Genomic DNA, 8,186 nt, shown 5'->3' with positions numbered 1-8,186 from the left:
CGAAAGAAGCCGATTACCAGCAAGCCAATTACGAACATTACGATTACCCAGGGCGTTACAAAGATGATGCCACTGGTAAGCCGTTTACTTCTTTTCGACTCGAATCATTACGTCGTGATGCCAATACAGCCTATGGTGAAAGTAACACCCACGGTTTAATTGCTGGGGTGAACTTTGCCTTGCAAGAGCACGATGATGAGCAATGTAATGACGAATGGCTCGTGGTGGCGGTTAACCATATGGGCACGCAGCCGCAAGCATTAGAAGAAGCTGGCGGACAAGGCGTAACAACCTATAACAATGATTTTATTGTGATACCCGGTCATCGCCCATGGCGAGCCCCCTACACGGCTAAACCTCGTGTAGACGGCCCACAAATTGCGATGGTGGTGGGCCCTGAAGGCGAAGAGATTTACTGTGATGAATACGGTCGCGTGAAAGTCCAGTTCCCATGGGACCGATACAGTAACAGTGATGATAATGCGAGTTGCTGGATACGAGTCTCCCAAGGTTGGGCGGGGAGCCAATATGGCATGGTTGCACTGCCGCGTATTGGTCACGAGGTCATTGTTAGTTTCTTAGAAGGTGACCCAGACCAACCGATTATCACTGGCCGCACTTACCATGCGACCAACAAGCTCCCTTACCCGTTACCGGCGAATAAAACCCGCACGGTATTGCGCACGGAAACACACCAAGGGGATGGCTATAACGAGCTGCGCTTTGAAGACCAAGCGGGCAAAGAAGAAATCTACGTTCACGCACAAAAAGACGTGAACATGTTGGTGGAAAATGACCGCAAAGACGACATCAAACACGATTTACACCTTGATGTAGACAATGAACGCTTCACCCACATTAAAACCCACGATCACCTAACCGTCGACGGTGAAAGCCGTACGCATGTGAAAGCCGATCAAACACTTGTTGTTGATGGCAACTTACACATGAAACAAGGCCAAGCCTTACTGGTGGATGCGGGTAATGAAGTACACCTTAAAGCAGGCTCAAAAGCCGTGATTGAAGCGGGGGCTGAAATCACGCTGAAGGCTGGCGACAGCTTTATCAAAATAGATGCATCTGGCGTTTCAATTTCGGGGGCAGCGGTCAACATCAATGCAGGTGGCAGTGCGGGCAGTGGCTCTGGCTTTGCTGGACAATCTCCATTACTGCCGGGTGCAGTAGAAGCGGCTGTGGCATTAAATCCTTTACCCCTTCAACTCTCCCCTGCAACCATGGAAACATTGGCAATTGCCAATGTTCCTCTTGCAAAGCTTTGCCAAAAACAAACAGATGGTAGCTGCCCTCTCGATGACTGCCCATGTCGAGGAGATGCATAATGTCTGTGAATTATTGGTTACTCGTTGATACAGTTCGTATCCCCGATGCATTTTTAATAGTAAATAACGCTTTTTCAATTGAACAAAACATCGCTCTTTTTAAAGGGTGTGATTTTGAATATTTGATAGATCAAAGTCCGTTACTGGTGAACTTAGGGCAAGACAAGTCAGCGTTAGATAAATGGAAAGTAATGCCCTACTTCGATTCAAGTTCAGTCATGTTTGCCGTTGACGCATCAGTTGAAACAAACACATTACTTAACCACCTTCAGAAATTGCTGATTATTCAAGTGGACGGTAAAAAAATGTTATTTCGGTATTACACCAATGTTATGTGGGAACAAATTGAAAGTGAGCAATGTAAGGTTTCGCCTCAAGACTTAGCGACATTACTTGGTCCAGCGAAAGCCCTATATTGGACAGACGAAGAGCAACATATTAAATCGATTCAACAAGAAAATATTCATTTCCAATATTTACCAACCGATCATTACGCTCTGGTTTCGGCATGCTTTAAACAATGGGGTTGACAATGAATACGCATAAAATAACAAAAGATGAGTGCCTTAGCTTAATTGCCCTAAAATACAATACAACTGTAGAAAAGCTACAAGAACTCAACAGTGATCAAATTCAAGATATTGACTACATTCTTGAGGGAAATACATTAAATATTCCTGATAATACATCATCGGGTGAAAGGATCCCCTTACCAGAAAAACCAACCAGCACAGCGACGGGGAACACGACTTGTTCTGCGGTTCAGCCAAAATTTGTCGATGTTTTGTATGTACCAAGCCACCTTATTTCCGGTAAAAAAACGTGGTATGCCATCACAGAAACGGCCCGAAAAGCCATTTTAAAAGAAAAAGAAACCCTGATTGAAAATGTTGTGGGGGTTGATTCAAAAAAAGATAAATTCAGCGCGTTAGATAAGTTAGGGGTATTGTCAAATTTTAATACTAAGCCTCATGAGCAGTTTCTAGATAACGATGAAGATAAAGAAAAGTATCATCAGCTAATTATAGATAAAATGGTATTAGAAACGGGTGCAGATGATTATTACGATGGGGGAAGAGAGGCATTTATTAAAAGCTTAGCATCAACATATAATCTTTCTTTTGATGATGAACTAAAACATGTAAATATACATGATAAAGCTAATATAGGAATAGAACTTGCCAATTCCAATAATTATGGTCTAGAAAAGGCAGATAGCTTATATGATGAATACCAAAGTCTAGCGCAACAATCAGAGCGAAGAAAAAAAGCACTGAGTAATTTAAGATCAAACCTACTTAAGTCAATAGAAAAGAAAATTAACGTCCTTAAAGGAAAAGCAGAAAGCAATGCTCAACATATCCTATCTGATGATGGCACTTCTTTTGTTTTTGATAAAAACAGTCATTTTTTCACGAGTCAAAAACAGATCGATATTGCTAATACCATTAAGGCATTTAACCAGAATCGACCATGTGATGAGAACGATCTCATCTCTTTTTCTCAAGATAAACTAAATGAATATTATAGCAATGGGATCCGTAATGCACTTACGCCTCGAAAATTGCCAGATTCTACTGCTACAATACCTACTGCTTTCGCTCGTCATTTAGAAAAACTCAACTCACTCGGTTTCGTTGTTATTGAGCAGTGTTTAAGTCAGTCGCACCTCATTGGTACGGATGTGTCACACTTTGGCCCTAAAGCACTTGTCGGTAAAAAAGGAGATACATCTTGGCGAGAAATATCTTTCTGGTCGTGGTCGAGTGAGCCTACCCCACTCAATGTTAAACAAGAACAAACTATACAACGACTCTACAATGAACTGTGTCCTGGAAAAGCAGCAGCGAAAGACATTGTCAATGAAGCGAATGTTTGTGATTGGGCGTATTATCCCACTTTAGGGCTGATTAACCTGATTGATGTCAGCTTAAAAAGTCTTAAAGATGATTTAAACGCGCTTTTAGGTGCGGGGAACACCGCTCCTGTCAATGAAGTGATAAAACAACTGCTTTGGATAAAGCAAGTGGCTATTGCCCGCAAGGAACTGCTCTTATCGATTGCCAATAAAAATGCACAGAGTAAAACATCCTTACATTTTTTAAGTGACAATATTACAGGTGTGACTTTCACTCTAATAGATGATGAAAAGGAACATAAAGTAAAAGAAAAGAAGCTAGGGCGGTTTATAAATAAAGCAGGCACTAACGATATTCAAATCGTTGAATGTTGCCTAATGTCAGACGGCAATCTTTTCTGGATCCGAGGCCCTCACTGGTATTTACCCTCAAATAAAGACGATAAAACCTGTGCAGGTCACATCCAAGAACTCAATGTAGAAATTGAAGCTCCGTCCGCGAATAATCACGTAGAAGAGACAGGTACAGACTTAACAACAGCTTTAGATGAAATGAAGAAAGGAGGAGAGATTGATTTAACGCTATCTGCAAAAATAGCTAAATTCACTTCGACATCTGAGTTTTGGTCTGATGGATATCACTATAAGGAGGGTTTAGCGCCAGATGGTGCACAGTGTGCGTACAATGCTGACGCGCAGGCACAATTTATGCGCTTTACCTCTGACGCAGCCACCAAATTCCATACATTTGATGATAAATTAACAGGGTTTGAATTTTCAAACACCTTTGGCAGTGAAATCGAAATCAAAGGGGAACTACAGTTTTTTAATACTCAATTAAACTTTTCAACGTGGTTACCATTAAATGATGAAAACGCCAAGGTTAAAAGTAATAAGCCTAGCCAACAAAACAAAATTCGTGGCTACGACATCAAAATCCCTTACATGAAAACAGGCAGCACAGAGGTTCAGTCTTATCATGTTGGTTTAATCGCTATCAATTTAAGTGCGCAAGTTTATGGTCTTGCTGCTGCAACGTGCCAACTAGGAACGGGAATAACATTTGGACCAAGCGAAGATAATGGGGGCATTGGCATTAGAGGCTCATCAGTCAATGTGCCGAGCTACAATCTTGTGGATGGTCAAAGTGCAACATCTAAAGTCATCGGCGGACAAAGAGCATTAAGTGCGGTTGCCGCAGAGGCTAAATCTAAAGTTGATATGTTTGTTGGTGTTGAAGCAGGTGGCGCTGTATCTGCTGAATTCTATTGGCAACCGCCACTGGTAAGTAGTGCAATAGGCGCCTCAAGTAAACCGAATAATCCCAACTCGTATCTCACCTTAGGTAAAATCAGTGCTAAAGCCTCTGTGAGCTATGGACTAGGAGCCAGTGCGGAGTTAAGACTCACCTATCAACATGGGGAGTTTATCATAATCGCTGCCGCTCAATTCGTGGCAGGTCCAGGTTGCTCGGGTAAAGTTGCTATTGAGCTAAACCCTGAAAATGCTGACCGTTTTATTAACTGCTGCTTAGCGGTGCTTAAGGAAAGTGGATTTAGACGCATTGCATTGTTTGGTGAATCTGACAGTAACGGTGTAAATGAAGATTTTGTTGCCTTTAACAACGTGCTGACTGTTGCCATCACATTGGGTTTAACTTTTGCCGAGGCGATGTTACTGCCCGATAAAGCAGTACGCTACTATAAACAAGAAACGCTAAAAGGAGAGTATGCGCCGTTTCTTGCTCAGCGTATTACTGAAGAAGAAAACAAAGTTAATATGCAAACATGGATAACTAGTATCCCACCAGAAACACTATCTTCCCTACTTAACTGTTTGATATCCGTTCAGTATAAAATTGCTGAAAACACTATCCAAATTAATGCTATCTTACAAATTTTACAATGGTTAACTAATAACACTAGTGGTGTCAATCAAAACCAATTTGAGCGAGCACTCGTGCTCATGAATGGTGATATAGAAACACAGCAGGCCCCATCAACCCAATGGGAAAGCTTTAAAGTGAGTTGGAGAAAATTGGCTTTATTTATTAAAAAGTATGGTGATAACAAAAAAGAAGATGAATATGAATTTAATAAAAACTGCGCTGAGCTTTGTAAAAACATGACATTGTATAAAGTAATCACTTCTAACCCTGCTTTCACAATGACCGATTATATATGCTTTTATAATGGCGATGATCTTGATGCTCATACCAAAGAAATTCGCGATCAGCTTAAAGATAAACTACGAACTCAACAATACACATCAATAGAATGGAAGACAGATGCAATTTAAATTTACGACTTTCATTATCGCACTTATATCGATAGTGTTAATGGGTTGCACCAAAGCAACCAAGCCGCAACAAGCTGATATTGCTGTGTTTGAGCAATTCTTATCAGAAAATCCGATCTCAAGCATCAGTCCATCTATTGATGTAGCAAGTATCTATATGCCTGGTGATCCACTTTTTGAAGGGGTACTTAATATTCAGCGTAATCTCTGGGGAAAAGCAGAAAAAGCACTGAAACCGCTTGTTGATAAAAATGACCCAAATGCACTTTATTGGTCTGCTTTAATCTCATACTCAGGAAGCATTAAAAGTACCCCTATTGCTCGTAAGATGCTTTTACAATCAGCTAAGTTAGGTAACCCATATGCGGCATTATTTTTTGCACCTGACAATCATCAATGCCAAATGTATTTTCCGAATGAATGCAGTGAGCAATGGGTAGAAAAAGCACAAAAACTCTTTGCTGAGCAAGCAAAAACAGGTGATGTACGTGCCGTGTATTACAGTGTAACACTGAAACCGGAGCTAACCCACGAGGAGTATATTGATGCGATTGTTCAAGCTGCTGAAAATTATTACTACTACCCACTGGTTGAATATTCCAACAACATTGTAAAATTAAGCAATCCCGATAAAGATTTAGAAACTTTGGGAGTTAAACTGCTTAATTATGCTAGATTTAATAATTTTGTTCCTGCTATTGACGCTTTAGGAGATTATGAAGCCAAAAATAATCGCCTTCATAGTGATGAGATGAAACGTTTAAACGAACAAGGGTTAAAACTTGGGTCGAAAATATCATGGAGAAGTTACAGAAATAATGCTCTTGAGGATAAATCATTAACAGAAACACAAAAGTATATTGCAGCCAAAGCAACTGATTTATTTAATGGCGATGACTTTGGACTAAGCTTCACTCACCCCCCAAAAGAAAAAGAAGCCTTAATCGCTGCTAATAAAGAAGCTCAAGCGAAAGCAGATGCTGTTAAAAAAGTTATTTATATTGATGGTGCTCACGCAACAATGTTCTACTCACGTTCAGATATACAATAATACAAACTCATCAATTTAAATGATCTTAGGGCGCTTCTAGATATTTAAGAAGCGCTTCTTAAATCAATATTAAAGCAAATTATTGCCCAGTAATTGTTAGGTGTACTATTGTGCATTAAAATCAATCAGCTTCTCAGTCCGCTAAGTTAAGGTCTAAATGCATGAAAGTAACTATTAGTACACTATTATTAGTTTTCTCTTTTTTAGCCTTAACCGGTTGCTCAAAAGCAACAACACCTCAACAAGCCGATATTGCTGTGTTTGATCAATTTTTATCAGAAAACCCGATATCAAGTATCAACCCTTCTATTGATATTGCGAGTATCTATCAGCCTGGTGATCCGCTTTTTGAAAGTGTTTTGTATATCCAACGTAACCTTTGGGCTGAGGCAAAGAAACAACTTGAACCTATGGCAAAGAACCAAAATCCTGACGCAAAATTTTGGTTAGCATCAATTACATGGGGAACGGGTATTAAAAACAACCCTATAGCTAAAAAGCTATATATGGAATCAGCTGAACAAGGTAATCCATACGCAGCTTTGTTTTTTTCTCCAAAAAACGATATTTGTCGAATGTACTTTCCCAATGAATGCAGCGATAAATGGACAAAAAAAGCACAAAAACTCTTTGCTGAAAAAGCCAAAACAGGCGACGTTCGTGCCGTATATTACAGCACTACATTGAAACCTGACCTAACCCACAAGGAGTATATTGATGCGGTTATTCAATCTGCTGAAAAGCATTATTACTACCCGCTCGTAGAGTATGCGAATACAATTATCAATGAAGATAAGCCAAATAAAAACATGGAAGCTATGGCTGTGGATCTTCTTAATTATGCGCGGTTTAATAACTTTGTACCGGCTATTGATGCTTTAGGAGATTATGAAGCCAAGCATAATCGCCTCCATAGTGAGGAGATGAAACGTTTAGACGAACAAGGGTTAAAACTTGGTTCGAACATATCATGGAGAGGTTATAGAATTGAAAGCCTTCATGATGATTCATTAACAGAAACACAAAAGTACATTGCAGCTAAAGCGACAGAGTTATTTAATGGCGATGATTTTGGAATAAGTTTTACCCACCCACCTAAAGAAAAAGACGCCTTAATTGCTGCGAATAAAAAGGCTCAAGAAAAAGCTGACTCGGTAAAAAAAGTGATTTATATCGATGGTGCTCACGTCCCTGAAGGTTAATTATTTTTTAGCAATTTTTGAGCGCTTCCTAAATGAAAAGGAAGCGCTTTTTTAATCAATATTAAAGCAAATTATTGCCCAATTCTTTTTAGGTGTACTATTCAGCATTAAAATCAATTAGCTTCTTAGTCAGCTAAATTAAGGCCTTAAATGCATGAAAGTAATAATTACTACTCTACTTTTAACTCTCTCTTCGATAGCCTTAACCGGTTGCTCAAAAGCAACAACACCTCAACAAGCCGATATTGCTGTGTTTGAACAATTTTTATCAGAAAACCCGATATCAAGTATCAACCCTTCTATTGATATTGCGAGTATCTATCAGCCTGGTGATCCACTTTTTGAGGGGATTTTGAATATTCAGCGTAAGTTATGGGGAAAAGCTGAAAAAACACTTCAACCTTTAGCTGATAAAAAAAATCCAGAAGCGATGTATT

Annotated in this window: 5 protein-coding genes and 1 pseudogene; all 6 read left to right on the top strand. The window is 39.6% G+C overall.

Annotation, left to right across the window (positions count from 1 at the left end; genetic code table 11):
* Positions 1 to 1,340: type VI secretion system tip protein TssI/VgrG (gene tssI, locus C9J38_RS21250; RefSeq protein ID WP_146144074.1), on the top strand; the 1,340-nt coding region annotated here is incomplete at its 5' end.
* Positions 1,340 to 1,870: a DUF4123 domain-containing protein gene (locus C9J38_RS21245; protein WP_158259530.1), complete on the top strand. Its 531-nt coding sequence runs from the start codon at positions 1,340 to 1,342 to the stop codon at positions 1,868 to 1,870. The genes tssI and C9J38_RS21245, both read left to right, overlap by 1 nt.
* 2 nt (positions 1,871 to 1,872) lie before the next feature.
* A complete protein-coding gene (locus tag C9J38_RS21240; RefSeq protein ID WP_107208790.1) occupies positions 1,873 to 5,496 on the top strand; it encodes a LysM peptidoglycan-binding domain-containing protein in 3,624 nt (1,207 codons plus the stop codon).
* Complete coding sequence (locus C9J38_RS21235; protein WP_107208789.1) at positions 5,486 to 6,547, top strand: hypothetical protein; 1,062 nt, start codon at positions 5,486 to 5,488, stop codon at positions 6,545 to 6,547. The genes C9J38_RS21240 and C9J38_RS21235 overlap by 11 nt, the downstream gene beginning before the upstream one ends.
* Positions 6,548 to 6,708: 161 nt before the next feature.
* Positions 6,709 to 7,749 carry a hypothetical protein gene (locus tag C9J38_RS21230; RefSeq protein ID WP_107208788.1) on the top strand — a complete coding sequence of 347 codons (1,041 nt, stop codon included), beginning with the start codon at positions 6,709 to 6,711 and terminating at the stop codon, positions 7,747 to 7,749.
* 154 nt (positions 7,750 to 7,903) lie between these two features.
* Positions 7,904 to 8,186, top strand: a pseudogene (locus tag C9J38_RS21225) (hypothetical protein); the annotation flags it as partial.

This window comes from Photobacterium sp. GB-210, assembly GCF_003026075.1.
GTDB lineage: Bacteria > Pseudomonadota > Gammaproteobacteria > Enterobacterales > Vibrionaceae > Photobacterium.
This window is presented reverse-complemented; position numbering and strand designations above follow the sequence as displayed.

Bases quoted from the DNA above. Each gene is read 5' to 3' on its own strand.
- C9J38_RS21245 (WP_158259530.1), top strand. From the start codon at position 1,340: ATGTCTGTGAATTATTGGTTACTCGTTGATACAGTTCGTATCCCCGAT.
- C9J38_RS21240 (WP_107208790.1), top strand. From the start codon at position 1,873: ATGAATACGCATAAAATAACAAAAGATGAGTGCCTTAGCTTAATTGCC.
- C9J38_RS21230 (WP_107208788.1), top strand. From the start codon at position 6,709: ATGAAAGTAACTATTAGTACACTATTATTAGTTTTCTCTTTTTTAGCC.
- C9J38_RS21235 (WP_107208789.1), top strand. From the start codon at position 5,486: ATGCAATTTAAATTTACGACTTTCATTATCGCACTTATATCGATAGTG.